The organism is Dialister micraerophilus DSM 19965, assembly GCF_000194985.1.
In the GTDB taxonomy this organism is placed as follows: domain Bacteria; phylum Bacillota; class Negativicutes; order Veillonellales; family Dialisteraceae; genus Dialister; species Dialister micraerophilus.
On record NZ_GL878519.1, the window covers coordinates 1104168 to 1129268 of the forward strand.

Here is a 25101-nt window from a genome sequence, read left to right on the forward strand (position 1 = left end):
GGCTTCATATTTTCTAAAAACTCTTCCCACGATTTAGACTTATTAATCATTCTATCTATATCAAATTGTAGTTTAGATTTCCAAGAATTTCCTTTCTTGTTTTGCTCATATTCGTACCAAGATTTACCAGCAGTTTTATATTTTCTTTTGTAAGCTTCATAATATTTATCAATGACTGAGAGCTTATTTTCTTTACATAATTCGTCACTTTGATACCTGATTTTGTGGTAAGATTTTTTGTTAGATTGGTAGCATTTACCAGTCTTGTAATTAACATTATTGAAAATAATATTGTTATGGATATGCCCTCTATCTATATGAGTTGCAAGAACAAATTCATAATCTTCTTTTAAAATTTTCTTACATAATTCCATTCCAATTTCGTGAGCTTTTATAGGATCAACCTCTCCTGGTAGAAAAGATTGGATTAAATGTCTAGCCAAAACTGTACCTTTAGTATCATTGTCTTCTCGTGTTTTCATAAACTGAATGTGGGCAGTAGATGGGTGACATTTGAATGAAGACACTAAGATTTTTTCATCAGTTTTTTCACTCTTTGTTATATAATCTATTGCCAAATTTAGAGTTGATTTTATAGGATTTATTTTTGTAATTGCCATACTAATCACCAGAACGTTCTTTTGATTTATTAAGAAGTAGGGAATGGATCTGCCATATTTCTCTTGGTAATTTTTCTATCTGTTTATTCATAGATTCAATTTCATTTTTGTAAATAACACCAGTTGTATTAGTTGCTTTTGCAATCTGGTTTATGTTATTTGTTGCATTTGAAAGTAGCCATTGTAGGTTTCTAACTGGTTCTAAATCTACAACATAAATTTCTTTTACTAATACGCACTTTCTAAGAAAGTGGTACATAGTTTTGAAATTAGCAAGTCTCATTTTCTTTTCAAAAACTTCTTTTTCTTCTATGGTTAGTTTTATTTCTATCCTTTCATTTCTAAATCTATTTGTCATTTTATTCTCCTTTATAAAATATATTTAGGGGTCTTAGAGTTCTCCCTAACAAGGTAAAAATTAAAAAAATGAAGCATTCCGTTAAGGTATGCTCCATTACTTTTTTTGTAAGTGTCCGTACACTTACTGTGCTTGCTATTAAAGTTATAAAAGTTATAAGCATTAAGCGTATATTATGTTATTCTTCTAATTTTTAAGTATCATCTTCTAGTTCTAGGAACTTATCAAAATCACTTTTGTAGAGTCTATCTTGTATTATTCTATATTTTTCAAACTCACTCTATGCGTGTTTTTTAGCAAGTGCTGCAGAGATTTTTCCTGAATCGTTTAGAATTTCCTTATCCCATAATTGTAAAAATCCATTCAATCTTTTTTCCCAATCTTCCATTGTCATAGGTATATGTCTTTCTGCTTGTAGTTCTGCCATGTCTAAATAAGGTGATACGGTAGAACAAGAAATCAAAGACGGAAACACCGTTATCTTTGATGTGACGGAAGCCAATAAAGGACTGACCGTAACTCGTGACGGAAACACAACAAAGTATGGAATTGATGCAGATAAATTAGTTGAAAACATTAATGGTGCTACAACAAAAATAACTAATGCAAACGGAGATAATATTGATTTAAGCAAAAACAGTTCTATTACGAATATTACTAAATCTGACGGATTGCTTTCAAAGAAAGAGGATAAAAATGCGGACAATATAGGTTATTCAGAAAGAACTGCATGGGCAGGAAAACTCGGTACAGGTAAGATTGATGATAATGACACTAACCTTGTAACAGGAAAAACTGTTTATGATTTTGTAAATCCGGTCAAGACACAATCGGAAACGAATAAAACGGATATTTCTAAGTTACAAAAGAGATTTACGATTCAAGATGAAGCTGCTTCAAAAGGAAGTAAAGTAATAAAAGCGGAAGATACGATTATATTTAAGAATGGTACAAATCTTACCGGCAAAGTCGGCATAGACAGTAGTGTAATATATAGTTTGAATGATACGCTGACCAGAATGAAGAGCATTACTTTTGCGGTTCAGTATCCTATACAAGGTGCAGCAAGTAAGGCACTTACCGTTGACGGTACATCGGGAACGATTGCGGGACTGACCAATACGACATGGAATGTAAATAGTATTACATCAGGTTGTGCTACGATGGAAAATCAGTTGAAAGCTTTATCCGAGACAGTGAGTGGTAATGTTTCCAGTTCGACGGATTATAAATTAGTGAAAGCCGGTACGACGGAAACTAAAGACGGAACAAATTAATATAATGTAGATAAAAATGGAAAGATAGATTTATTAGTTCAAGATAAAAATCATAAGAAGAATATAGAAAAGATTACAATTTCCAACGTAGCCAGCAAGTCTTCTTTAGATACGTTGAAAGAAGAAATGAAAAAGAATATTCAAGTAGGCGGAAAAGGAGCTGAGAGAGGTGGACGGAGTTGACGGTACTATCGGAGTTAACGGTAAAGACGGAGGTTCTATCACCATTCACTTAACGAACGGTGCGGACGGACAAGACGGACAAAACGGATTGACAATTAGCGGCGTTGACGGAAAGAACGGAGAAAAAGCGAAAAAGGTGTAGACGGAAAAGATGTAAATCGTATTGTGACGGTAGATCCGAACGGAACGAAACATCAAGTAGCTACTTTGGATGACGGCTTGAAATTTGCCGGTGACAGCGGAGATGCTATTGCAAAGAAATTGAATGAAGCAATTACCATTTCCGGTGGAGTAACAGATGAAACCAAGTTGACCGATAAAAATGTCGGTGTAGTGGCTAAAGACGGAAAGCTTAATGTAAAATTGGCAAAGAATCTAACCGGTTTAGAAAGTGCTGCGTTTACTAAGACCGTTAAAAATGGTGATAAATAGGAAACTACAAGCACCGTTATCAATGACTTGGGAACGACGGTTACGGATAAAGACGGTAATACCAATCAAACGACTGCCGGCGGTACGGTAATTCAAACTAAAGACGGCAAAGAAAAGGTAGAAATCAAGAAAGACGGTATTACCATTACGGACGTTGAAGATGGAACATCGGATAATCCGAAAAAGAAGATTTCTTTGACGAAAGACGGATTCAATAACGGAGGCAATAAAATTACCAATATTGCAGACGGCGAATCAGATACCGATGCCGCTACGGTAGGACAAGTCAATGAAACCAAGAAAGAAGCGGAGAAGCATACAACCGTAGAAGCAGGAAATCACTTGTCGATTAGGGAAGAAATCGACAAAAACGGAGGTAAGAAATACACAATTACAGGACCGTCTATTACATCGGGAGATGGTAGTGTTACAGTTGAAGATAATACGGATGATAAAGGTAAGAAAATAGGTTACAAACTTTCTGTAAACACCGATAAAATTGCGGAAAAATCGGAAAAACGGAAATTGAATCGGGCGATAAAAACACAGCAGAAGTGACATCCACAAAAGATGCGAAAACGAATAAAACAACTTATAAGGTGAACCTGAAAGATATGCATGTTGAATCGGGTGTGATATCTTACGATAAAGGAAAAGGTACACTCACACTCAAGCATAAAGATGGAAATGAAGTGAAAGTGGAAGGCATTTAGAATACATACACCTAAAGCGGTAAATATGATGAAAAAGGGAAGAAGATTATATTTAACCGTAATGACGGAAGTGCTTTTGATGTGGATATGAGCAAGCTGGTTAAAGGTATGAATTTCGGTATAGCAAAACTTGATAACAAAATCAATCGTGTAAGATCAGGAGCGGCAGCATTGGCGGCACTTAAGCCGTTGGAATTCGATCCGGAAGATAAATGGGATGTTGCTGTCGGTTATGGTAACTACATGGGTGCAAATTCACTTGCATTGGGTGCGTTCTACCGTCCGAATGAAAATACGATGTTCTCACTCGGAGGATCGTTCGGTGACGGAGAAAACATTATTAATGTAGGACTTTCTATGAAAGTAGGTAAAGGTATACAGAGATTTATATCTAAAGCGGAAATGGCAAACCGCATTGTAGAGCAAGATGCAGAAATTGCGCAACTTAAGGCAAAAGATGCACAACGTGAAGCAGAAATCAAGGCGTTAAGGGAAAAAGATGAACAACGTGAGTTACAGATGAAAGAAATTCTGAAAAAGCTCAATATGGCGTAATTTCTTAAAGATAAAACCTCGACAAAATGTCGAGGTTTTTCTTTTTTTATATCGGCGTTGTTTTATTGATATATGAATAAAAGTATATATATTTGTGTTATTATGAAATAAGCGAGGTGAATAATGAAAGCAGAATGGAAAGTTCCCGAAAAGTGGGACGGTTGTTCGATTAAAAAATTTATAAAAGGTTATTGCGGACTTTCTACAAATTTGTGGAAAAAAATAAAATGGAACGGTTCCGTCATTTTAAACGGAGTTCAAATATATAATGCAAATATCGTTGTACATGTCAATGATAAAGTTGTATGCGAGTGGAGTGAAGAAACCGATATTATTCCATCATGTATTCCGTTGAAAATTATATATGAAGATAATACATTATTGATTATAGATAAAGATGCAGATATGATTATTCACCCTACAAGCAAAACGGAAACGAATACACTTGTAAATGCAATTTCCGGATATTATAAAAAAAATAATCAAATGTCTGGAATACATCCTATATACAGATTGGATCGAAATACTACCGGATTGATTGTTGTTGCAAAATCTGCAAAATTACAATATGAATTGTCAAAAGAGCATGGAACTATAAAGCGTGAATATCTTGCTGTTGTAGAAGGCAGATTTAAAAATAAAGAAGGTAGCATTATTTATCCGATAGGAAGAAAAGAAGGCAGTATTATTGAATGGAAAGTAAGAGATGACGGAAAAGAAGCGAGAACCGATTATAAAGTGATTGAAGAGAAACCCTCATGTACATTGTTGAAATTACGTTTGTATACAGGAAGAACTCATCAAATACGGGTACATATGTCATTCTTGGGTCATCCTCTTGTAGGTGATGATTTGTATGGAGGAAATTGTTCAAAACTGAAAAGACAAGCATTACATTCACATCATATTTCATTTATACATCCGGATACCGGTGAATGTATGGAATTTAAATCTCCTATGCCGTATGACATGTATGAATTTTTTGAAAATGAATAGAGATGATTTTATGAATTTAAACAAATCTGAAAATATAAGTTTTTTGTCTTTTTCAATATTTAAAAACAAGCCGTTAATTGCCGCAGTTTCTACAAGAAGCGGCGGAGTAAGCAGCGGATGGTTCAGTTCGTTAAATATGAAATTTCTGGAAGGTGAAAAATCTGAAAATGTTGTAGAAAACAGAAAAAGATTTTTAAAAGTTTTTGATATTTCATATAAAAATATTATTGCTTGCGATCAAGTGCATGGAACTGAAATTAAAACGGTTACGGGAAAAGATAAAGGAAAAGGCGCTTTATCTCCAAATAGTTGTTTTCATGGATATGACGGGTTGATTACAAATGAATTGAATGTTCCGCTGACAATGTGTTTTGCAGATTGCACTCCGATATTTCTATATGACAAAGTAAATAATGTTATTGCACTTTGTCATGCTGGGTGGAGAGGTACTGTAGGAAATATAATGGGAAAAGCGGTGGATATAATGAAAAACGATTTCGGTACAAATCCTGAAAATATAGTAGCCGGAATAGGACCTGCGATAGGTCAAGATTCGTTTGAAGTGGGGAAAGAAGTATATGAAGAATTTTTGAAAATATTTGATAAAAATGAAATGAATTTGATTTCATATGAAGGTAATAACGGGAAATATTTCATCAATTTGGAAAAGGCCAATGAATTATTGTTGGTAAAATCGAAAGTAAATTCAAAAAATATTGAATGTGCCGATTTTTGTACAAAAACACACAGCGATATTTTGTATTCATATAGAAAAGATAACGGTAAAACAGGTAGACATATGGCGGTATTTATGTTAAAAAATAGATAATGAAAAATAGGGGAATAAATTATTATGATAACTGTGAAATTTGAAAATAAGGTGAAAATGCCGAGGTTGGGACTCGGTGTATGGCAATGCGGAGAAAAAACCGAAGATGCGGTAAAGTACGCATTACAGGCCGGATACCGTCTTATAGATACTGCAGCGGAATACGGTAATGAGAAAGCTGTGGGAAAAGCTATTCGTGAATCCGGAATTTCGCGAGAAAAAATATTTATAACCACAAAATTATGGAACTCGGATATAAGAAAAGGTCGTGCAAAAGAAGCTTTTTTCGACAGTTTTAAAAGATTGCAAACCGATTATATAGATATGTATCTTATACATTGGCCGGCGGAAGGATTTCAAAAAGCATGGCAAGATATGACTGAGATTTATCACGAAGGTTGGGTACGTGCAATAGGAGTGTCGAATTTTCAAATACATCATGCAAAAGAACTTGAAAATGCTTCTGATGTAATACCTTTTGTAAATCAAATTGAATCGCACCCGTATTTCAATAATCAGGAATTGATAGATTATTGCCTTGAGCATAAAATAGAAGTTACGGCATACAGTCCGCTCGGCAGCAATGAAAACGGATTGCTGGAAGATCCGATACTTATGAGAATAGCAAGAAAATACGGTAAAACCGTTGCACAAGTAATACTTCGTTGGAATTTGCAACGTGGAATTACATCAATCCCGAAATCTGTGAATAAAAAAAGAATAGAAGAAAATATAAATATATTCGATTTTGAATTATCTTCAGGAGATATGAACAAAATATTTGCATTGAATAAGAATGAAAGAGTATCGGCAGATCCGGATAATTTTAATTTTTAAAATAAAATGACCTCAAAAAGAGAATAAAACTTTTTGAGGTCATTTTTATTTGTTTTTTCTGGCATCTTTAGGACTTTGTCCCTTGTATCTTTTGTATAAAGCCGAAAAACGTCCGGGTGAACTGTATCCTACTGCTTTTGCAATATTTTTGATGTCTATATCGCTTGTCATGAGTAAATTTTCGGCAAAGTTTATTCTTTTTCTTTGCGTATATTCGGTAATACTCATGTTATGTATTTTTTTAAAAGTACTTTTCAATTTAGTGCCGCTCATCATTGCGATTTTCTCAAGTAATGATTGAGGTATTTTCATTGAATAATGGTCATTTATATAAAGACAAACTTTTTCAATTGCTTTTTTATCTGATAAAGGAACGGATTTTTTATTTTTACTTTTTAAAAAAGCATTGATTGTAATACTGAGCCATTCTTTGGCGATACCTTCAAAAAATAAATCTGCGGCAGGTTTTTCCATGGTACAGTTTAATATTTTATTTGCAAGTTTTTTTATAGGTTCAGTTATGGTATCTCTTGTTGAGAGAAATACATGTGATACATTATTTCTTTTAAGTTGCAATGATTCCACAACATATTTTTTCAACATATTTTCTTTAAATTTTAAACTTACTCCGTAAAAAATTGAATTCTTGTGGAAAATATAATTGTTTTCACGAAATACATCCATAATCAATATTGTATTAGGTCCTATATTTTGATATGGTGTGTCCCATTCTCCGTTGCAAGAAATAATATAGTTTGAAATCAAAGATAAATAATTGGATAAAAATTCAGATTCGTTAAAAACATAATCTTCTTTTATATACATATTATGTATATCTATATAAAAATCTTTTCCTTCGTAAATCCAATATGTTCCGGAATATTCCGAGTTATTACATGAAAAAGTTTTTCCGGCAGGACTGTATAAAGGGGTTTCTGCAAGTTGTAATCTGAATTTTTTTATTAAATCATCAAAATTTTTCATAAATTATCCTATCACGATTAGACGATAAAATGATTAATCTTATTTCTGTGTTTTATTGTAACATGTAATTTTCGTTGATACAATTTAAGTATAAGCTGTAAAAATAATATTGGATTTGATTTATATCTGTCTAATTGTTATATAGGAGGGTTTATGGAAATTTATAAAAAAATGTTTAAATATGTACCGGAAAAGAAATGGTACATTGTAATATCCGTAATATGTTCTGCGCTTTCCGCATTTTTGACTGTAGGTGCATATTATTATGTTTATAAATTTTTAATTAAGCTTTTGAGTTTAAACTTGCAAAGTGCTTGGGATGCGGGAATGAAAGTGGTTTTATTATTGATTTCAGGTTCGATTGTTTACTATATATCTGTAATTTTATCGCATATATTCGCATTCAGACTTGAAACTAATTTAAGAAAGTACGGTATAAATTTGTTGAGTAAGGCAAGTTTTAAATTTTTTGATTTGTATCCTTCGGGTTTGGTAAGAAAATTGATAGATGATAATGCTTCAAATACTCATACTGCCGTTGCTCATCTTATACCGGATAATGCAAGAGGGATGTTTTCGCCGTTGCTTGCGATAATGTTAGGATTTTTTATTGATATTAAACTAGGAGTAACTTTGCTTGCACTTGTGGGAATTTCAGTTTTCATTTTAAGCAAAATGATGGGTGAACAAAAATTTATGGAAAAGTATCAAAAATCATTGGAAGTGCTTAGTGATGAAACTGTTGAATATGTAAGAGGCATTCAGGTAGTAAAAATTTTTAGAACTTCAATAACTACATTTCGTTCTCTCTATGAAGCTATAATGAATTATTCGAAGAATGCCTATGAATACGCACAGAGTTGTAAGATACCTTATACAATTTATAATTGGATTTTTTTCGGTTTGGTTTGCATTGTTTTGCCTGTTTTGTTTTTCTTTGAAGATATTGTAAATATAGATATACGAATTCTTGTCGAGCTACTTATGTTGTTCTTTTTGACAGGAGTTATTTTTGCTGCATTCATGAAAATAATGTACATAGGAATGCATACCTTTCAGGGGAGTGAATGTATAAGAAAACTTGAAGATTTATATGAATCTATGGAAAAGGAAAGAATGGTATTCGGCTCTGTTTCTGAATTTAAAAATTATAATATTGATTTTGAAAATGTAACATTTGCATATAAAGACAGAAATGTAATTGAAAATTTAAGTTTTTCACTTGATGAAGGTAAAATTTATGCATTGGTCGGAGAGTCCGGCAGCGGAAAAACAACGATTGCAAAATTAATTTCAGGTTTTTATTCGGTAAATGAAGGTGTAATAAAGATAGGGGATATACCAATACAAAATTATTCATATGAAACTTTATCTAAGAATATTGCATTCGTATTTCAAAACTCAAAATTATTTAAAACGGATATATACACAAATGTAGCTATAGGTAGAAAAAATGCAACACGAAAAGAAGTTTTGAATGCACTTCATTTAGCATCTTGCGATTCGATTTTAGACAAATTGCCCAATCGTGAAAATACTGTAATCGGAAGTAAAGGTATAAATCTTTCTGTCGGAGAAAAACAAAGAATAGCTATAGCACGTGCAATATTAAAAGATGCAAAAATAATTATAATGGACGAAGCATCCGCATCGACTGATCCGGAAAATGAATATGAAATACAAAAAGCATTTAAATCATTGATTAGAGGAAAGACGGTAATCATGATAGCGCATCGGTTATCAGCAATTAAAAATGTGGATGAAATTCTCGTGATGGAAAAAGGAAAAATTATAGAAAGAGGAAGCGATTTGAGTTTAAGCAAGTATGAATCAAAATATGATGCCTATAAGAAAATGTACGGTAAAGCAAATGAATGGAGGCTTGTATGATAAAATTCTATGAACAAAGATTTGCACTTACAAAGAAAGGTGCAAAAGGACTTACAAAAGCTACAATGCTTTCACTTATAGTTTATTTTATACAAATGCTTCCGGTTATATTGCTTATGAAACTTTGCGACGATATTCTGAAAGGGATATTATCCGATGCAGGTTTATACAGCATATTATCAATAATTATTTTGGTGATTTTATATCCGGCACTTTTAAAGGAATATGATTTATTGTATAACGCGACTTATAAAGCAAGCGCAAATTTACGTATAGATACGGCAGAAAGAATGCGTAAGTTACCGTTATGGTATTTTTCCAGACACAATATTTCCGATATGACGCAAATGATTATGAGTGACATTACAGGAATTGAACACGCGATGTCACACAGTATACCTAAAGTGTTCGGATTTATAGGGTTTTTTATTTGTATATCCGTTTTAATGTTTTTTGAAAACTTGAAAATGTCAATAGCGGTTATAACACCTATTTTATGTAGTTTTGCATTTATACTTTTATCACGAAAGATGCAAATAAAAATACATAACAAATATTTCAAACAATTACGAGAAAATTCAGAAGCATTTCAAGAAACTATAGAAATGCAACAAGAAATAAAAAGTTATTGTTTGAGTAAATATATTAATAAAAAGCTTAATAAAAAAATGGATTTGTCCGAAAAAATGCATTTAATCGGAGAAATCAAGCAGTCTGTAATAATGATTTTTTCTATTTTGACAGGTTACTTGGGGGTTGGAATTGTAATTATAACCGGAACATATCTTTTGATGACGGAACAGATAACTCTCGTTTATATGATAGGATATTTTCTTGCAAGTTTAAAATTTAAAGAAATAGTAGACTCTTCCGAAGAAAATATAATGGAAATTTTATATCTTACACCTAAAATCGAGCGTATACGTGAAATGAAAAATGTTGAAACGGAGGAGGGTAAAGATTTTGAATTTTCAAATTTCGATATAGAATTGGAAGATGTAGAATTTTCTTATGAAAAAGGCATAAAAGTTTTGAATGGTGTATCGTTTAAAGCAAGACAAGGAGAAGTTACTGCAATTGTAGGGAAAAGTGGTTGCGGCAAAAGCAGTATTTTGAAATTGATATCTAAACTTTATGATTATGATAAAGGAAAAATAATTATCGGCGGAAAGAATATAAAAAATATTTCTACCGATTCATTGTTTAAGAATATTTCAATGGTATTTCAAGATGTTGTGTTATTTAACACTACAGTTTATGGAAATATTTTGATTGGACGTAAAGATGCAACGAGAGAAGAAGTATATGAAGCAGCAAAACTTGCAGGTTGCGATACTTTTATAAAAAAGCTTTCAGATCAGTATGAAACTGTTGTGGGTGAAAACGGTGCAACATTGTCAGGCGGAGAAAGGCAGCGAATTTCTATAGCACGTGCATTTTTAAAAAATTCTCCGATTTTGATATTGGATGAATTTATGACAAATCTTGATATAGAAACTGAAAAGGAGATACAATTAAGTCTTAATGAATTGATAAAAAATAAAACCGTTATAGTAATTTCACATAGAATGAAATCCATAGAAAAGGTAAATCATATAGTTGTTATAAACAACGGGGTTGTAGAGTGTGAAGGAACTCATGAAGAATTGATTGAGAAATCTTTTGTATATAATGAACTTTTGAATAAATCGAAAATGATAGAAGATTTTATTTATTAACCAATAAAAAAAGACCGTTTGAAAAATTAATTATAATTTCTCATTCGGCCTTTTTTTACATTGTTCGTTTTCCGAGTGAAGGGTGATTTACCTGTTTAAGACTGCGTTTTTCTATAAGAGTCAATGCTTTTTGCATACTTATATCTTCTCTTTTGTCTTTTGTTTCATATACAAGCAAAGGATTGTCCGTATTTAATTCACTTGCGGGAAGGTATACATATTCTTTTAAAAAGTTATCACCATAAATGAATCCTGACAAAAGTTTGCTTTCTGCAACCTTATGCATCGGTATCCTCCAAATCACATATAAATAAAGGTTTGAAATTCAAGTAGTCTGCTGAAGTAAGATGAAGACGTATTCCGTCAACTTCGCTCGGAATGTTGTAAAAATGAGGATTGCCGTGTATATGTCCGTAAATACAATCTGTTGCACCGTATTTTTTCATTATATCGTGCATATGAGTTGGATTACGTGCTTCATCATAAGGCGGATAGTGAAGGCATGCAATAATGCGTTCGCAAGGAAGTTTTTGTGCGGAAATCAAACCTCGCTCCATGCGTCCTTCTTCACGTGCCAAAATTTTTTCATCATCTTTTGTAAATTTTCGTGAAGTTTCCGCTATCCAACCTCTGGTACCGGTGAGAGCTATTTGTCCTACTTTTATAGCACAATTATGAATGAATTCAAACTTACCTTGCGTCATTTTGGTCATTTTAGTAACCGTATCCCACCAATAATCGTGATTACCTCTGACAATTATTTTTCGTCCGGGAAGATTTCCTATCATAAGCAAATCTGAAATGGCAGTTTTTAAGTTCATAGCCCAAGATAAGTCACCTGCCAAGATGACGGTATCTTCAGGTTTAATCGTTTCGAGCCATGAATTGACAATTTTTTGGCGATGATTTTTCCAATGATCCCCGAAAATATCCATCGGTTTGGTAGGAGGATCGCCGGAAAGATGAAAATCGCTGAAAGCATATAATTTCATATTAAACTCCGAAGTATTTTTCAGAAAGAAGCAGTTTTTTTATAATATTTCTGTTCTTATCTGAAAGTGTATTTGTTATGTAATATCCTCTGTGTAAAGGATTTGTTGTAATAATCGGAATAATTTTTGCGTGAATTTTTTCCAAATTATAAAAGAAAATATTGTAACTTGTGCAATTTATAGGAAAATCGTTTAATAAAAATTTTGCACAATTTTGTATTGCATCGGAAAAATTATTTATATTTCCGTCTTTATTCAGTGTAACGGTAAATTCTCCGATTCCGTAAATAGGCACATTTGAAAATTTTAAAGTGTAATCGCAATTTTCATTTATAATCGGACCTGAAAAATTTTTCTCATCAATATTCAGTTTATAATCATAGTCTTTAAAACCCATTATTTGTGAGTGAGGATGTCTTTGAGAACCTCCGGAAAAAGGTCCGTAATTTCTGAAACAGATTACTGACTTAAATTTTCCGCTCGAGTCTGTTTTCAGCCATCTGTCAAATAAAAAAGAAAAAACATCGTGCAATTTATCGGAATCATATCGAGTAAATTCATCATCGTGTTTTTCAGTTTCAATTATAACCGTAGGCCATGTTCTATCCAGTACGGGATATTTATTCATAAGCCAAATTATATCGTTTTTACGTTCAAGAATATTTGTCAAAGTATCTCTTCTGCAAAAAGGACATTCTTTTTTATTTGAATAGTAGGGTTTTTTATTTCCTATGTCTAAATTGAAAACAACAGATTTTTGCATATATTATTCCTCTTCGGTTATTATAGCATACCGAAATAAAAGGTAATTAAAAAATAATTCATCGGAAAAATAAATTAAAAAAATTATTGACAAAAATAATGCTATACGATATTATTGTAACATAATACTTCATTAACTAAGTAAAGTAATAAAGAAATCAGGAGGGCTTATGAAACAATGGAAGAAAATGTTGGTGGTCGGTATGGTGGCTGCCGGCGTTGTAGGGCTGGTTGCAGGCTGCGGTTCGGATTCCGCAAAAAATGACAGTACTCAGAAGCCCAAGAAGATTATTGCGGGTTTGGATGATACGTTTGCACCGATGGGATTTCGTGATGAGAACGGAAATATTGTAGGATTCGATGTGGATATTGCAAAAGCCGTATCAAAAGAAATCGGTGTTGAAATTGAATTTAAACCGATTGATTGGGCAAGTAAAGAAAGTGAATTGAATTCGGGACGTATAGATTGTATTTGGAACGGTTTGAGTATAACGCCCGAGCGTGAAGAGAAAATGGATTTTACAAATCCTTACATGAACAATGACCAAATTTACGTTGTTATGGATAATTCAGATATTAAATCTGCAAGTGATTTGAAAGGTAAACGCATTTGTTTCCAGGAGGGATCGACTGTAGACCTTGCTTTGAATAAGAATATGGATTTACGACATTCGTTCGGTGAAATCAAGACTTATCCGGACTTCACTTCATGTTTCCTTGATCTTGATGCAAACAGAGCGGATGCGGTTTTAGTTGACGGAATTTTGGCAGATTACTATATGACAAAATCTCCGGGTAAATATCGCAGATTACCGGAAAAATTATCAACGGAACCGTTTGCAATCGGTGTGAAAAAAGGTAATGAAGAGATAGTAAAAATGTTAAACGAAGGAATAGAGAAGGTTAAAGCAAGCGGAGAAGCTGCAAAAATTTCTCAAAAATGGTTCCAACGTGATGTAATCGGATGAGACTTGAAAGAGGAGCGTAACAACGCTCCCTTTTGTTTTGTTTATCGGTTGTTGAAGAAGGGTGAATAAATGTCTTATATACAAGGAATTTTACCGCAAATGATTAGCGGATTGGGTGTGTCGGCACAAATTTTTATAATAACTTTGGTATTATCTCTTCCTTTAGGTATACTTCTATCGTTATTGCGTGTATCCGGTGTTTCCGTTATAAAAAATTTGGCCGGCGTATATATTTACATAATGCGAGGTACACCGCTTATGTTGCAAATATTGTTTATATACTACGGATTACCGTTAATTTTGGGAAATTCGTTTCAAATGAATGATTTTTCATCTGCAATTATCGCATTTGTAGCAAATTATGCAGCTTATTTTGCAGAAATTTTCAGAGGCGGTATACAATCCATCGGTAAAGGGCAGTACGAAGGAGCACAAGTATTGGGATTTAATTATAGTCAAACAATGAGATATATAATTTTGCCTCAAGTGGTAAAAAGAGTCCTTCCGCCGCTAGGAAATGAAACTATTACATTGCTTAAAGATACTTCGCTTGTATATATTCTTGCCATGAACGATCTTATGAGAGTTACACGTTCAATCGTTCAAAGAGATTTTGATACAACGGCATTTTTGGTAGCAGGAGTGTTTTATCTTGTATGTACATTTGTGCTTACTAAAATACTTACTTGGCTTGAAAATAAATATGCGGTATATAGTGAATGAGGTGTGATATGAAATTTATTGAAATGAAAAATATATACAAAGCATTCGGTGAACATGAAATTTTAAAAGATGTAAATCTTTCCGTAGACAAGGGACAAGTTGTATCTGTTATAGGTCCGTCGGGTGCCGGTAAAAGTACATTACTCAGATGCCTTAACAGATTGGAAGAAATAAATAAGGGAAGTATTTATATAGACGGGGAATGTCTTGCAAAAGAAGAAAACGGAAATGTAATTTATGCCGACGAAAAAATGTCAAAAAAATTACTTGGTAAAACAGGAATGGTTTTTCAGTCATTTAATTTATTTCCACACATGACGGTTGCAGAAAATATTATTGCGGCACCTGTATACGTAAAGAAAATGAAAAAAGAAGTTGCACTTGAAATTGCGAAAGAAATGCTTGCAAAAGTAGGCCTTGAACAAAAAATGGATGCATATCCCGGAAATTTATCGGGAGGACAAAAACAACGTGTTGCAATTGCACGTGCGCTTGCAATGAATCCTGAAATTATTTTGTTTGATGAACCCACTTCGGCATTGGATCCGGAACTTACAGGTGAAGTTCTTAAAGCAATTAAAAGACTTGCAGAAGAAAAAATGACAATGATTATAGTTACTCATGAGATAGCTTTTGCAAGGACGGTATCGGATAAAATAATATTTATGGTAGACGGATGTATTGAAGAAGAAGGAAACAGTGAAGAAATATTCAATAATCCGAAAAGCATAAGAACAAAAGCTTTTTTGAAATCAGTTTTGTAATATATGAATACCGATTTTACAAATAGAACAACGGTAAAATCGGTATTTTTTATTTTAAGTGTTATACTATATTAAAGTATGCGGTAAATTATAATTTTAAAAAGGAAATATAATGAAATCTTTTAAAAATATTTTTATTATACTTATGTTATTTACGACAATTTTAACTGCAGGTTGTTCACGAGTATCCGTACATGTACAAAAAGCTGAATTTACAAAAAAACCTTTTGTATATGAAGAAGAAATAAAAATGGAAGCTTCGCAGACAATACCGATTATTCCTATCGTATCAGGAAAAATAATTTCAGGTAAACCGGATATAGGACAAAAAGTAAAAGCCGGAGATATTTTGTTTAAGCTGGATACTTCAAAATACGAAGAAGAACTTTCATCACTTAGCAAAAAAAGTGTAAATAACGAAGTTTACGAAGAAGATGATCCGGCTGTACTTTCATTGGTTAATCAAGGAATAATTACAAAAGCCGAATATAATAAACTTATGCAAAAGAAAGGAATAAAACATTCAAACAATGCAGTAAATGAAATTCAGTCGCAAGCGAAACTGAATACAATTGCAAAAATTATAGAAGAATGTACCGTAAAATCTCCTATAGACGGAGTCATTTCCGAGTTGTTTATAGGAGAAAATCAATCAGTAATTTCGGGTAAACCGGCACTTGTCGTAAGTCAAAATGCATATGTTTGCGGAAAAATTTCATTACCGGAAAATATTGGAGATGCTCTCGAAGAATCGGGTAAATTAAATAAATTGAAAGTACAATTGATTGACGGAGAAAACACGATTGACGGGGAATTTAAAGTAAATAAAGCGGAAAACGGACACAAAACATATAAAGTAGAATTTAAAAATAAAGATAATGAATTGAAAGTAGGAAAAAAATATAAAGTACATATAGAAACAGAACGTGAGATACCATGTATTGTGCTGCCGGTAAAAGCACTTATAGGAGAAGATACCGTAGCAATAGTAACTGAAAGCGGACTTGCAGATATGAAAACGGTAAAAGTGGCTTATAATGACAATAAAAATATTTTTATCATAGACGGCATAAACGAAGGTGAAGAGGTTATTGTAAATCCGCCGAAAAATTTGGAAATAGGTGTACAAGTAAATGAAGTTTAAAAAATCCGTATTTACGGATTTTTTAAATTGGTAAACAAATTGAATATAATTTATAATATAAAATGAAATAATGTAAACTTAAACGATGTAAGGGGATTTCATGAAATTACTTCGATTGACAATGCAAGGCTTTAAATCTTTTGCAGATAAAACGACAATAGAATTCAGTGACGGAATGACCGTTATAGTAGGACCCAACGGTTGCGGTAAAAGTAATATATCGGATGCTGTTCGCTGGGTTTTGGGTGAACAAAATGTAAGAAATTTAAGAGGACAAAAATCTGAAGATATTATTTTCTCCGGATCGGAAACAAGAAATACAAAGCAAGTTGCGGAAGTTACAATGGTACTTGACAATGAAGACGGAAAATTACCGTTGCAAACTGCAGAAGTAACTATAAGCAGACGTGTATTCAGAAGCGGTGAAAGTGAATTTTATATAAATAAAAGATCCTGTCGCTTGAAAGATATTCATGAACTTTTGGCAAACAGCGGACTTGGAAAAGGAACACTTGCAATTATAGGACAAAATCGTGTAGATCAAGTATTGACAGCTCAACCTGAAGAAAGGAGACTGATTTTTGAAGAAGTTGCAGGAATCAGTCTTTTTCGTATGCGTAAAAATGAAGGACTAAGAAAGCTTGAAAAAACAGATGAAAATATGAATCGTGTAAAAGATATGACGGCACTTTTGGACGAACAATTGGTGCATTTAAAAGAAGCTGCCGAAAAAACAAAAATTTATCGTAAGTATGAAGAAGAGCAAAAAGCAATCAATATAACGGAACATTTATTGAAACTTGCATCTGTAAACAGAATGATTTCAAAATATGAAACGGAAATCAGAAATTTGACAGATGAAAATGTAAAATATGAAACGGAAATATCAAAATTTACAACAGAAAAAGCAAAATTTGAAATAAAGAATGAAGAAAGTAAAAAAGAGCTTCGTGAATCAAATGAAAAAGTTGCAAAATGTTTGCAAGAATTGGAAAAAATACGCAGTGACTACAGAATAAGAGAATCCTTACTTCAGCAAGTTAAAGATAAACTTCAGAAATTGAAAGAAGATGAAGAAGATCAAAACCTTGCGGAAAATGAAACAAAAGAAGAATTGTCGGCGGTAATTGAAGATTTAAAGAAATGTATTTCAGAAAAAGAAGAAAAAGAAAAGGAACTGTTACAAGCTGAAGAAGAAAAAAGTAAAATATCTTCTATACTTCAGCATGAAAAAGAAGAATATTATAAAGCACTGGATGTAGATAAAAAACAACTTGCAGAAAGAGAACGTTTAAAACAGGAATTTTTACATATAAAGCAAGAAAAAGTAAGACTGTTAGAAGAAAAAAGCAAAAAACAAAGGATTTGGAATTAATAAAAAATCAACGTAATGAAACTGAAAGAAAACTTAAATACATAACCGAATCAATTGAAAAATTGCAAAAAGAAATTTCGGTAAAAAAGAAAAATTCGGAAGAAACAGGTAAAAATTTAAGAAAAATACAAAACGAGCAGTTTATTATTTTACGTGAATTCAATGACACTCGAACAACTTACGAAAAAATAAAAGATAAAAGAGAATATTTGTCAAGTTCAGACAGAGAAAATGCAAATTTCACAAGTGCTACAAGAAGCGTTCTGTCAAATATTTCCATGTTTGGAAACGGTATATTCGGTACTGTAGGACAACTCCTTAAAGTTCCGGATGAATATGCAGATGCGGCAGAAGTTATATTAGGTGGTAAAGTTTCAAATATAGTAGTAGATACATCAAAAACTGCACAGAATATAATTGAATGGTTGAAAAGAAAAAAACTTGGAAGAACTACATTTTATCCATTGGCTTCAATAAGAAGAAAGCATAGAAATGAAATAGAAAAAGAAATTCTCGAAATTGAAGGTGTTAGAGGATTTGCAAAAAGTATTTTCAAATATGATAAAAAATACTCCGAATTATTTGAATATTTATTAAATGGTACAGTGATTACGGAAAATTTGACGATTGCACGTAAATTATCCGATAAGTATAATCATACATTACGTATAGCAACGCTTGACGGTCAAATTATACATGCAGGAGGATCACTTACAGGAGGATCACTTAAAAAAAGTGAAAATACATTCTTCGGAAGAAAGAAAGAAATAGAAAAACTTTTAAAAGAAGAGAAAAATTTTGAAGAAAAATTAAAGAATTTGAAGCAAAAACGTTTAAATATAGATTTTGAATGTTCGAATTTATCGGACAAAGTAACAGAAGTACAGGAAAATTGTAAAAAGCTTGAGATAGATTATGCGTCATTAATTTCAAAAAAAGAAGGACTTGTAAACTCATTTAACGTATATAAATCAAATGAAGAAAAAAATAATATAGAACTTCAAAAAGTGTCAGATGATTTGAAAAGCATAGAAGAAAAAATAAAAGTTTTTTCTGAAAAGGATATTTCTGCAAATTCATTGAAAAATACAGCCGATGACGGTAAGTTGAAATATTGGACGGAAAAAGAAGAAAAGGTGAAATCATCTATATCATCGATACAAGTTGATTTGGCGAAACTTCAGGAAGCAATTCATTTTAATCAAAAAATGAAAACTGAACGGGAAAATTATTCTATACTTCAAAAAAATGAACGTACCGAGCTTAATCAGGAAATAGCGGAAACTGTTGAAAAAGAAAAAAATATATCAAAAGAATTGGTACAGATGGAAGAATTATTTAAAACCAATCAAAAAAATTATGAAGATTCAAAAATAATACAAAATAATCTACAAGAAAAATATGATATTTTTGAACAAGAACAAAAAACAAATGATGTTGAATGGCGTAAAATTCAAGAAGAATCCGCAAAACTTCAAAGTAAAATAACCGAACGAAAAATAAGGTTGGAAAATTTTAAAGAACAGGAATTGCAAGTTGTAGAATTTTTTAAAGAAAATAATTTAACTGTAGAAAATGCCGAAAAACTTCGTGTTGAAGGTAATATGCAAAGTATAAGCGGCAAAAAAATCGAAATTGAACGAAAAATTTCAGAATTGGGAAGTGTAAATCCCAACGGCGTTGAAGAGTATGAAATGCAATTAAGGCGTAGAGAGTTTTATGAAACACAAATTCATGACTTGGTAAAAGCGAAGGAAGGATTGCAAACTGTAATTGAAGATATAGATAAAAAAATGGAAAAAGAATTTAAAGATGCGTTTTCTTTAATAAATAAAGAGTTCAACCGCATTATGAATTTGATGTTTGACGGGGGTAAAGCAAGACTTGAATTGACAGATGAAAAATCTCCGTTGGATGGAGGTGTGGAAATTTATCTTCAACTTCCGGGTAAAAAACGCCAGTCATTGACGCTCATGTCCGGAGGTGAGCGTGCATTGACGGTAATAGCACTTCTTATTTCATTTATGGCATATAAACCGGCTCCGTTTTGTTTTGTAGATGAAATAGATGCATCGCTTGACGATGCAAATGTCGCACGATATAGCAGCATGATTGCAGATTACAAAAAGAAAACACAATTCATTGTTATATCGCATCGTAAAAAAACAATGGAATATGCCGATACCTTGCAAGGCGTTACGATGGGCGAAAAGGGTGTTTCATCGTTAATTACAGTTCATATGAAAGATTACATAAAGGAGAGCAATAATGAGCTTTTTTGATCGAATAAAAAAAGGACTTGAAAAAACAAAAAAAGGATTAATACAAAACATTGAATCTATAGTTATAGGATATGCACATATAGACGAAGAATTTTTAGATGATTTGGAAATGATTTTAGTTTCTGGTGATTTGGGCGTAAGAACAACGGACTATCTTATGCGTCAAATCAGACGAGGAGTAAAAGAAGGCAATATTTCAAATACAAGCGAAGTTATGCCGTTTATTGAAAAAACAATGATTGAGCTTCTTACTGAAAATGATGAAAAAGAAGAAAATCATGTTCCCGAGGTGTATTTAATTGTCGGTGTAAACGGTGTAGGTAAAACTACAACGATAGGTAAGTTGGCTTATCAGATGAGTAAAGCAGGTAAAAAAGTATTATTGGCGGCAGGAGATACTTATCGTGCTGCAGCATCCGAACAGTTGACTATATGGGCTGAAAGGACAGGTTCGGACATAGTTAAACATGCAGAGGGAGCAGATCCTGCAGCAGTGGCTTTTGATGCATTGACAGCAGCGAAGGCAAGAAATATAGATGTGGTATTGGTAGATACCGCAGGAAGAATTCAGACGAAAACAAACTTGATGAATGAACTTGGAAAAATAAATAAAGTAATGAAAAAAGTAATTCCCGATGCACCTCATCAGACACTTTTGGTGCTTGATGCCACAACCGGACAAAATGCAGTAAGTCAAGCAAAACATTTTAAAGAAGTGGTGGATATAACAGGAATAGTTTTGACAAAATTGGATGGAACCGCCAAAGGTGGAGTTGTATTGTCAATACATGAAGAATTGAAAGTTCCGGTAAAATGGATAGGACTTGGGGAACGTGAAGATGATTTACAGAAATTTGACGCATCCGTATTTGTAAAAGCACTTTTTGAAAACAGCGAACAATCAATGAAAGAAAGTACAAAAATATAATTGTAAATAATAATTTTAAGCAGTTTGAAATTAACGGTAAAAACGGTTTGTAACTTATAATTTGACAAGAAGCAAACCGTTTTATTTTTATGTTATGCAAAATATGGAAATTCAGATTTAATGCATATAAAAAACCCTTCAATTCACAATGAAGTAAACTGAAAGGTTTAGGTACAAAATTGTTAAACTTCAAAATATTTTTTTACATAATCTATAAAAATTTTTACCGGTGTAGACTGCGTCATTGCCTGTTTATATAACAAATGACTCGGTCGCATAAGCGGTCTGTGATGATTATCATAAACCGGTTCACGATTTATATGAGGCATACATTTCGGAAGAATATCTGCCGGAACCAATGAATACCCAAGTCCCTGATTGACGATTTCAACACAAGTAAAACAATCACTTACCGTAAGCATAGATTGCGGAGAATCAGAAAAATTATGGCGCCACCATTTATCGCGTATTTCATCTAGAGAAGGATCTGAACGATAACGTATGGCAGGTTCTTTTATAAGTGTTTTATAATCTATCGTATGTGCCGAAATAAGGTACAAAGGTGCATCTTCCAATAAAATATCCGTATCCGGCCAATCTTGATTACCACGTACAATTGCAAGATGAATATCTTCTTTTTTCAATAATTTTACCAGATGATCGCTTGTATCGGTTGTCAGCGAAATTTCAACATCATTGTAATTTGATAGAAAGCCTTTCAAAATTTTAGGAATATAAGATTGTGCAAACGATTCACTTGCACCTATACGTAAAACGCCTGAAATGGAATTAGGTTCATGAGTAACATAATTTTTCATGTCCTGATATTGCTGGAGTTCTTTTTCCGCAAAAGAGTACAGTCTGTTTCCGGCGTCTGTAAAATGTACACCTTTATTTGTACGAATAAATAAAGGACAGCCTATTTCCTTTTCCATTTGGCTTAATCTATATGTCAAAGAAGGTTGAGTCATAAAAAGTCTTTTTGCGACTTTATTAATACTGCGTTCCTCTCGTAAATATATAAGAATTTTCCAATCTGTATTATTCATTTGACTGTTCCCCTTTTATAATTTTCTGATATAGAACTTTTTTATTATATTATAACAAATCAATAAAAATATCAATAATTTGTAAAACAAAGAGGAATAAATAAACACTTGCAAAAATGCAGTATTAGAATATATAATATAAATATCTGAAATATATTCGGGCGATTAGCTCAGCTGGGAGAGCGTCTGCCTTACAAGCAGAATGTCGGCAGTTCGATCCTGTCATCGCCCACCAAAAAGAACACGATTGTGTTCTTTTTTTCATAAAAAACAGTTGCAAAAAGCAAAAAACTTTGTTATTATAGCAAAGTAACATTCCTGAATAGCTCAGTTGGTAGAGCAATCGGCTGTTAACCGATCGGTCGTAGGTTCGAGTCCTACTTCAGGAGCCAATGGCCCGTTCGTCAAGCGGTTAAGACACCGCCCTTTCACGGCGGAGTCGGGGGTTCGAATCCCCCACGGGTCACCATTCGGGCGATTAGCTCAGCTGGGAGAGCGTCTGCCTTACAAGCAGAATGTCGGCAGTTCGATCCTGTCATCGCCCACCAAAAGGACACATATGTGTCCTTTTTTATTTTGCAAGTTTCAAAAAAATAAAAACTCATAAACGTTTATCGTGAAATAAACATTTATGAGTAAGATTTAAATATTCTTTAAAATATTTAAAGATGAGTGGTAATGGCCTTCTTTAAAATGTTGATCTATTAAAAAATCGACAAATTTTTGAGTAATCGGAGAAAGTTCACGATTTTTCAAAGTATACAAGAATCTGTAACATCTGAACGTGTCGGACGGAAGAATGTATACTTTCAAATCACCGGGAACGGGTTCTCCCGGACTTAAAGGTGCAAAAACAATCGCTCTGTTTTCCAACGCCCATTGTAAAGCTGTAGATTTGCTTGTACTTATTGATAAAGGATTTGTAGATATGAACAGCGTTTTGCAATAATTTGCAATTAATTCTTGTGACTCGGGAATAGTGCAAAACGGAACGTTCAATAAAGTACTTTTCAAAGATTTAATAGGAAACTTCAATAATTTCTTTTCATCATCAATAAATACATCGTTTTGTACGAAATTGTTTAGAAGTTTACTTTTTTTATTAATATAAATAGCCAATCGGGATTCACAAGTTAAATGTGTGTCAAATAATTCAGGTTGAGGTAGTAGTTTGTTGCATAAACCCAATTCCGCAATACCTGATTTAAGTAATTGCATTTGTTTGTTTATATCGTGCTCTTGAAAATCAAAATAGGTGTCGGGATAAATTTTTGTAAAAGGAATAACTGAAGCACTTATAATTCCCGAAGTAAGAGAAGAGGAAATTGCGATGTGAATGGTTCCTCTGGCACCGTTTGTGCAATTTATAATATCTTTTTCTATACTGTTTTCTATAGCTATAAGATTTTTGGCGCTTTTATACAAAATTTGTCCGGCAGGCGTGATTTCTATATGTCTTTGTCCGGGCCCTGTTTTAATTAATTGTGTTTTATATTTTTTTTGTAAAATCTTAATATGTCTTGTTAATGTAGGCTGAGCAATATGTAAAATACTTGCTGCACGTGTTAAACTTCCTGTTTCGGATATAGTAATGAAACTTTTATATAAAGATGTATCCACTTGATTTACTTATCCTCCCTATTAAATTTAACATCCTTGTTTTATATCTAAAAATAGCATAAAAATCTAGTTATCCGCATAAAAACTGGACTTATCACACTTTATCAAGGTCAAAACCACTCAATTTACTACTAATTTACTACTTATGAATGAGCTTTGATACGACGATTTATCCTTGAAAAGTGAAGATATAAAGATACTTCCAATAAAATTTGAATATTTAATAGGTAGACACTTCAAAAAATGAGGTGTCTATTTTTTTACCCGATTTTGAAAGGAAGTGAACTTATGAAAACAAAAAATCAAGAATCAAAAGGTCGTTCCCCACTCTTTAAGACCATCAAACATTCATTCAGCCAATAAAAAAGAAAGGATAGGTAAAAATATGGAACTTAAATTTGTGATTCCCAACATGGAAAAAACATTCGGCAATTTAGAATTTGCTGGCGAGGATAAAGTCGTTCAGCGAAGAATCAACGGACGGCTAACTGTCTTATCAAGAAGCTATAATCTCTATTCTGATGTTCAAAGAGCAGATGATATTGTGGTGGTGCTTCCTGCTGAAGCTGGCGAAAAACATTTCGGCTTTGAGGAACGTGTGAAGTTAGTCAATCCACGTATTACCGCAGAGGGCTACAAAATCGGCACTCGTGGTTTTACAAATTACCTTTTACATGCTGACGACATGATAAAAGAATAAAGAAAGAGAGGAAAAATGATGAGATTAGCAAATGGCATTGTATTAGATAAAGACACGACTTTTGGAGAATTGAAATTCTCTGCTCTACGTCGTGAAGTGAGAATCCAAAATGAAGACGGGTCGGTTTCAGATGAAATCAAGGAACGTACCTATGACTTAAAATCCAAAGGACAAGGACGCATGATTCAAGTAAGTATTCCTGCCAGCGTGCCTTTGAAAGAGTTTGATTATAACGCACGGGTGGAACTTATCAATCCCATTGCGGACACCGTTGCTACTGCCACCTATCAAGGAGCAGATGTTGACTGGTATATCAAGGCAGACGATATTGTGCTGACAAAGGATTCTAGTTCATTCAAAGCTCAACCACAAGCAAAGAAAGAACCGACACAAGACAAATAG

Annotated in this window: 29 protein-coding genes and 4 tRNA genes; 24 read left to right on the plus strand and 9 right to left on the minus strand. The window is 32.9% G+C overall.

Annotated elements, in window-relative coordinates; all coding sequences use genetic code 11:
- From HMPREF9083_RS05235 to rhuM, 3 genes are all read right to left on the minus strand, one after another.
- Nucleotides 1-620, minus strand: a 620-nt coding sequence (locus HMPREF9083_RS05235) for a relaxase/mobilization nuclease domain-containing protein (protein WP_007556377.1), incomplete at its 3' end; no start/stop codon positions are given.
- Between the two features lies 1 nt (nucleotide 621).
- On the minus strand, nucleotides 622-978 hold the full coding sequence (locus HMPREF9083_RS05240) for a plasmid mobilization protein (protein ID WP_007556378.1): 357 nt from the start codon (nucleotides 976-978) through the stop codon (nucleotides 622-624).
- Nucleotides 979-1258: 280 nt separating this feature from the next.
- Complete coding sequence (gene rhuM, locus HMPREF9083_RS05245; protein WP_035062719.1) at nucleotides 1259-1441, minus strand: RhuM family protein; 183 nt, start codon at nucleotides 1439-1441, stop codon at nucleotides 1259-1261.
- A 25-nt stretch (nucleotides 1442-1466) separates the two neighbouring features.
- On the opposite strand from rhuM, the gene HMPREF9083_RS05250 reads away from it, so the two are divergent.
- From HMPREF9083_RS05250 to HMPREF9083_RS05280, 9 genes are all read left to right on the plus strand, one after another.
- The gene (locus HMPREF9083_RS05250; protein ID WP_007556380.1) at nucleotides 1467-2255 is read left to right on the plus strand and encodes a hypothetical protein; all 789 of its coding nucleotides are present in this window, start codon (nucleotides 1467-1469) and stop codon (nucleotides 2253-2255) included.
- Nucleotides 2256-2424: 169 nt separating this feature from the next.
- Nucleotides 2425-2580 carry a hypothetical protein gene (locus tag HMPREF9083_RS06520; RefSeq protein WP_007556381.1) on the plus strand — a complete coding sequence of 52 codons (156 nt, stop codon included), beginning with the start codon at nucleotides 2425-2427 and terminating at the stop codon, nucleotides 2578-2580.
- Nucleotides 2581-2603: 23 nt separating this feature from the next.
- Nucleotides 2604-2870: a hypothetical protein gene (locus tag HMPREF9083_RS06525; RefSeq protein ID WP_007556382.1), complete on the plus strand. Its 267-nt coding sequence runs from the start codon at nucleotides 2604-2606 to the stop codon at nucleotides 2868-2870.
- Between the two features lie 27 nt (nucleotides 2871-2897).
- Nucleotides 2898-3428 (plus strand): hypothetical protein, encoded by a 531-nt coding sequence (locus HMPREF9083_RS05260; protein WP_007556384.1) that lies wholly within the window; start codon nucleotides 2898-2900, stop codon nucleotides 3426-3428.
- A complete protein-coding gene (locus HMPREF9083_RS06530) occupies nucleotides 3425-3583 on the plus strand; it encodes a hypothetical protein (protein WP_007556385.1) in 159 nt (52 codons plus the stop codon). Before HMPREF9083_RS05260 ends, HMPREF9083_RS06530 begins: the two co-directional genes overlap by 4 nt.
- 87 nt (nucleotides 3584-3670) lie before the next feature.
- The gene (locus HMPREF9083_RS05265) at nucleotides 3671-4138 is read left to right on the plus strand and encodes a YadA C-terminal domain-containing protein (protein ID WP_007556386.1); all 468 of its coding nucleotides are present in this window, start codon (nucleotides 3671-3673) and stop codon (nucleotides 4136-4138) included.
- Nucleotides 4139-4261: 123 nt separating this feature from the next.
- Nucleotides 4262-5134, plus strand: coding sequence for an RluA family pseudouridine synthase (locus HMPREF9083_RS05270; protein ID WP_007556387.1), 873 nt, complete (start codon nucleotides 4262-4264; stop codon nucleotides 5132-5134).
- Nucleotides 5135-5144: 10 nt separating this feature from the next.
- Nucleotides 5145-5963: a peptidoglycan editing factor PgeF gene (pgeF, locus tag HMPREF9083_RS05275; protein WP_035062866.1), complete on the plus strand. Its 819-nt coding sequence runs from the start codon at nucleotides 5145-5147 to the stop codon at nucleotides 5961-5963.
- A 24-nt stretch (nucleotides 5964-5987) separates the two neighbouring features.
- On the plus strand, nucleotides 5988-6800 hold the full coding sequence (locus tag HMPREF9083_RS05280; RefSeq protein WP_007556389.1) for an aldo/keto reductase: 813 nt from the start codon (nucleotides 5988-5990) through the stop codon (nucleotides 6798-6800).
- A gap of 45 nt (nucleotides 6801-6845) precedes the next feature.
- On the opposite strand, the gene HMPREF9083_RS05285 is transcribed toward HMPREF9083_RS05280, so the two are convergent.
- Nucleotides 6846-7784, minus strand: coding sequence for a helix-turn-helix domain-containing protein (locus HMPREF9083_RS05285; protein WP_007556390.1), 939 nt, complete (start codon nucleotides 7782-7784; stop codon nucleotides 6846-6848).
- Nucleotides 7785-7937: 153 nt separating this feature from the next.
- On the opposite strand from HMPREF9083_RS05285, the gene HMPREF9083_RS05290 reads away from it, so the two are divergent.
- Complete coding sequence (locus HMPREF9083_RS05290) at nucleotides 7938-9674, plus strand: ABC transporter ATP-binding protein (RefSeq protein WP_007556391.1); 1737 nt, start codon at nucleotides 7938-7940, stop codon at nucleotides 9672-9674.
- Nucleotides 9671-11392, plus strand: coding sequence for an ABC transporter ATP-binding protein (locus HMPREF9083_RS05295; protein ID WP_007556392.1), 1722 nt, complete (start codon nucleotides 9671-9673; stop codon nucleotides 11390-11392). Before HMPREF9083_RS05290 ends, HMPREF9083_RS05295 begins: the two co-directional genes overlap by 4 nt.
- A 55-nt stretch (nucleotides 11393-11447) precedes the next feature.
- On the opposite strand, the gene HMPREF9083_RS05300 is transcribed toward HMPREF9083_RS05295, so the two are convergent.
- From HMPREF9083_RS05300 to HMPREF9083_RS05310, 3 genes are read right to left on the minus strand one after another with little or no spacing between them, the layout of a single operon-like run.
- Nucleotides 11448-11678, minus strand: a complete 231-nt coding sequence (locus HMPREF9083_RS05300) for a hypothetical protein (RefSeq protein WP_007554236.1) — start codon at nucleotides 11676-11678, stop codon at nucleotides 11448-11450.
- A complete protein-coding gene (locus HMPREF9083_RS05305) occupies nucleotides 11671-12384 on the minus strand; it encodes a metallophosphoesterase (RefSeq protein WP_007556394.1) in 714 nt (237 codons plus the stop codon). The genes HMPREF9083_RS05300 and HMPREF9083_RS05305 overlap by 8 nt, the downstream gene beginning before the upstream one ends.
- 1 nt (nucleotide 12385) lies before the next feature.
- Nucleotides 12386-13147: a DUF4931 domain-containing protein gene (locus HMPREF9083_RS05310; protein WP_007556395.1), complete on the minus strand. Its 762-nt coding sequence runs from the start codon at nucleotides 13145-13147 to the stop codon at nucleotides 12386-12388.
- A gap of 169 nt (nucleotides 13148-13316) precedes the next feature.
- Between HMPREF9083_RS05310 and HMPREF9083_RS05315 the strand changes: the two genes are divergently transcribed.
- The 7 genes from HMPREF9083_RS05315 to ftsY all read left to right on the plus strand — a co-directional run bounded on the left by HMPREF9083_RS05315 (nucleotide 13317) and on the right by ftsY (nucleotide 21330).
- Nucleotides 13317-14114, plus strand: a complete 798-nt coding sequence (locus HMPREF9083_RS05315) for an amino acid ABC transporter substrate-binding protein (protein WP_007556396.1) — start codon at nucleotides 13317-13319, stop codon at nucleotides 14112-14114.
- A 69-nt stretch (nucleotides 14115-14183) separates the two neighbouring features.
- Nucleotides 14184-14837 carry an amino acid ABC transporter permease gene (locus HMPREF9083_RS05320; protein ID WP_007554215.1) on the plus strand — a complete coding sequence of 218 codons (654 nt, stop codon included), beginning with the start codon at nucleotides 14184-14186 and terminating at the stop codon, nucleotides 14835-14837.
- Nucleotides 14838-14845: 8 nt separating this feature from the next.
- Nucleotides 14846-15601: an amino acid ABC transporter ATP-binding protein gene (locus HMPREF9083_RS05325; protein ID WP_007554186.1), complete on the plus strand. Its 756-nt coding sequence runs from the start codon at nucleotides 14846-14848 to the stop codon at nucleotides 15599-15601.
- 112 nt (nucleotides 15602-15713) lie between these two features.
- Nucleotides 15714-16745: an efflux RND transporter periplasmic adaptor subunit gene (locus HMPREF9083_RS05330; protein ID WP_007556398.1), complete on the plus strand. Its 1032-nt coding sequence runs from the start codon at nucleotides 15714-15716 to the stop codon at nucleotides 16743-16745.
- Nucleotides 16746-16845: 100 nt separating this feature from the next.
- The gene (locus HMPREF9083_RS06740) at nucleotides 16846-18120 is read left to right on the plus strand and encodes a chromosome segregation SMC family protein (protein ID WP_007556399.1); all 1275 of its coding nucleotides are present in this window, start codon (nucleotides 16846-16848) and stop codon (nucleotides 18118-18120) included.
- Nucleotides 18111-20402 (plus strand): coiled-coil domain-containing protein, encoded by a 2292-nt coding sequence (locus HMPREF9083_RS06745; RefSeq protein ID WP_007556400.1) that lies wholly within the window; start codon nucleotides 18111-18113, stop codon nucleotides 20400-20402. The genes HMPREF9083_RS06740 and HMPREF9083_RS06745 overlap by 10 nt, the downstream gene beginning before the upstream one ends.
- Nucleotides 20389-21330, plus strand: coding sequence for a signal recognition particle-docking protein FtsY (gene ftsY / locus HMPREF9083_RS05340; RefSeq protein ID WP_007556401.1), 942 nt, complete (start codon nucleotides 20389-20391; stop codon nucleotides 21328-21330). Before HMPREF9083_RS06745 ends, ftsY begins: the two co-directional genes overlap by 14 nt.
- A gap of 182 nt (nucleotides 21331-21512) precedes the next feature.
- Here ftsY and HMPREF9083_RS05345 read toward each other — a convergent pair whose 3' ends face one another.
- Nucleotides 21513-22379 carry a LysR family transcriptional regulator gene (locus HMPREF9083_RS05345; RefSeq protein ID WP_007554161.1) on the minus strand — a complete coding sequence of 289 codons (867 nt, stop codon included), beginning with the start codon at nucleotides 22377-22379 and terminating at the stop codon, nucleotides 21513-21515.
- 159 nt (nucleotides 22380-22538) lie between these two features.
- On the opposite strand from HMPREF9083_RS05345, the gene HMPREF9083_RS05350 reads away from it, so the two are divergent.
- From HMPREF9083_RS05350 to HMPREF9083_RS05365, 4 genes are all read left to right on the plus strand, one after another.
- A tRNA-Val gene (locus HMPREF9083_RS05350) sits at nucleotides 22539-22614 on the plus strand.
- Between the two features lie 81 nt (nucleotides 22615-22695).
- Nucleotides 22696-22771, plus strand: a tRNA-Asn gene (locus tag HMPREF9083_RS05355).
- A 2-nt stretch (nucleotides 22772-22773) separates the two neighbouring features.
- Nucleotides 22774-22848: transfer RNA gene (locus HMPREF9083_RS05360), tRNA-Glu, on the plus strand.
- A 3-nt stretch (nucleotides 22849-22851) separates the two neighbouring features.
- Nucleotides 22852-22927: transfer RNA gene (locus tag HMPREF9083_RS05365), tRNA-Val, on the plus strand.
- A gap of 94 nt (nucleotides 22928-23021) precedes the next feature.
- Here HMPREF9083_RS05365 and HMPREF9083_RS05370 read toward each other — a convergent pair.
- A complete protein-coding gene (locus HMPREF9083_RS05370; RefSeq protein WP_007554188.1) occupies nucleotides 23022-23999 on the minus strand; it encodes a LysR family transcriptional regulator in 978 nt (325 codons plus the stop codon).
- Between the two features lie 385 nt (nucleotides 24000-24384).
- Here HMPREF9083_RS05370 and HMPREF9083_RS05375 point away from each other — a divergent pair, with 385 nt between their 5' ends.
- Complete coding sequence (locus HMPREF9083_RS05375; protein WP_000420682.1) at nucleotides 24385-24699, plus strand: YdcP family protein; 315 nt, start codon at nucleotides 24385-24387, stop codon at nucleotides 24697-24699.
- A gap of 15 nt (nucleotides 24700-24714) precedes the next feature.
- Complete coding sequence (locus HMPREF9083_RS05380) at nucleotides 24715-25101, plus strand: YdcP family protein (RefSeq protein ID WP_000985015.1); 387 nt, start codon at nucleotides 24715-24717, stop codon at nucleotides 25099-25101.